Consider the following 1,522-nt stretch of genomic DNA (forward strand, 5'->3'; position numbering starts at 1 on the left):
TAGTAGGTGAGTGATGGGGTGACGCAGGAAGGTAGTCCATCCCGGGCGGTGGTTGTCCCGGGGTAAGGGTGTAGGACGCAAGGTAGGCAAATCCGCCTTGCACATAGTCTGAGACCTGATGCCGAGCCGATTGTGGTGAAGTGGATGATCCTATGCTGTCGAGAAAAGCCTCTAGCGAGTTTCATGGCGGCCCGTACCCTAAACCGACTCAGGTGGTCAGGTAGAGAATACCGAGGCGTTCGGGTGAACTATGGTTAAGGAACTCGGCAAAATGCCCCCGTAACTTCGGGAGAAGGGGGGCCATCACTGGTGAGAGGACTTGCTCCTCGAGCTGGGGGTGGCCGCAGAGACCAGCGAGAAGCGACTGTTTACTAAAAACACAGGTCCGTGCGAAGCCGTAAGGCGATGTATACGGACTGACGCCTGCCCGGTGCTGGAACGTTAAGGGGACCGGTTAGTGACCTTTCGGGGTTGCGAAGCTGAGAACTTAAGCGCCAGTAAACGGCGGTGGTAACTATAACCATCCTAAGGTAGCGAAATTCCTTGTCGGGTAAGTTCCGACCTGCACGAATGGCGTAACGACTTCTCGACTGTCTCAACCATAGGCCCGGTGAAATTGCACTACGAGTAAAGATGCTCGTTTCGCGCAGCAGGACGGAAAGACCCCGGGACCTTTACTACAGTTTGATATTGGTGTTCGGTTCGGCTTGTGTAGGATAGCTGGGAGACTGTGAAGCTCGGACGCCAGTTCGGGTGGAGTCGTCGTTGAAATACCAGTCTGGTCGTGCTGGATGTCTAACCTGGGTCCGTGATCCGGATCAGGGACAGTGTCTGATGGGTAGTTTAACTGGGGCGGTTGCCTCCTAAAGGGTAACGGAGGCGCCCAAAGGTTCCCTCAGCCTGGTTGGCAATCAGGTGTTGAGTGTAAGTGCACAAGGGAGCTTGACTGTGAGACCGACGGGTCGAGCAGGGACGAAAGTCGGGACTAGTGATCCGGCGGTGGCTTGTGGAAGCGCCGTCGCTCAACGGATAAAAGGTACCCCGGGGATAACAGGCTGATCTTCCCCAAGAGTCCATATCGACGGGATGGTTTGGCACCTCGATGTCGGCTCGTCGCATCCTGGGGCTGGAGTCGGTCCCAAGGGTTGGGCTGTTCGCCCATTAAAGCGGTACGCGAGCTGGGTTTAGAACGTCGTGAGACAGTTCGGTCCCTATCCGCTGTGCGCGTAGGAGTCTTGAGAAGGGCTGTCCCTAGTACGAGAGGACCGGGACGGACGAACCTCTGGTGTGCCAGTTGTTCTGCCAAGGGCATGGCTGGTTGGCTACGTTCGGGAGGGATAACCGCTGAAAGCATCTAAGCGGGAAGCCTGCTTCGAGATGAGGACTCCCACCTCTATAAGAGGGTAAGGCTCCCAGTAGACGACTGGGTTGATAGGCCGGATCTGGAAGCACGGTAACGTGTGGAGGTGACCGGTACTAATAGGCCGAGGGCTTGTCCTCAGTTGCTCGCGTCCACTGTGTT

At 56.5% G+C, this 1,522-nt stretch carries 1 rRNA gene; it reads left to right on the plus strand.

From position 1 onward, the window contains the following. Window positions 1-1,500: ribosomal RNA gene (locus ACFUO4_RS45690) — 23S ribosomal RNA — on the plus strand; the annotation flags it as partial. Window positions 1,501-1,522: the final 22 nt, after the last annotated feature.

This window comes from Streptomyces sp. NPDC057280 (assembly GCF_042668605.1).
Classification (GTDB): domain Bacteria; phylum Actinomycetota; class Actinomycetes; order Streptomycetales; family Streptomycetaceae; genus Streptomyces.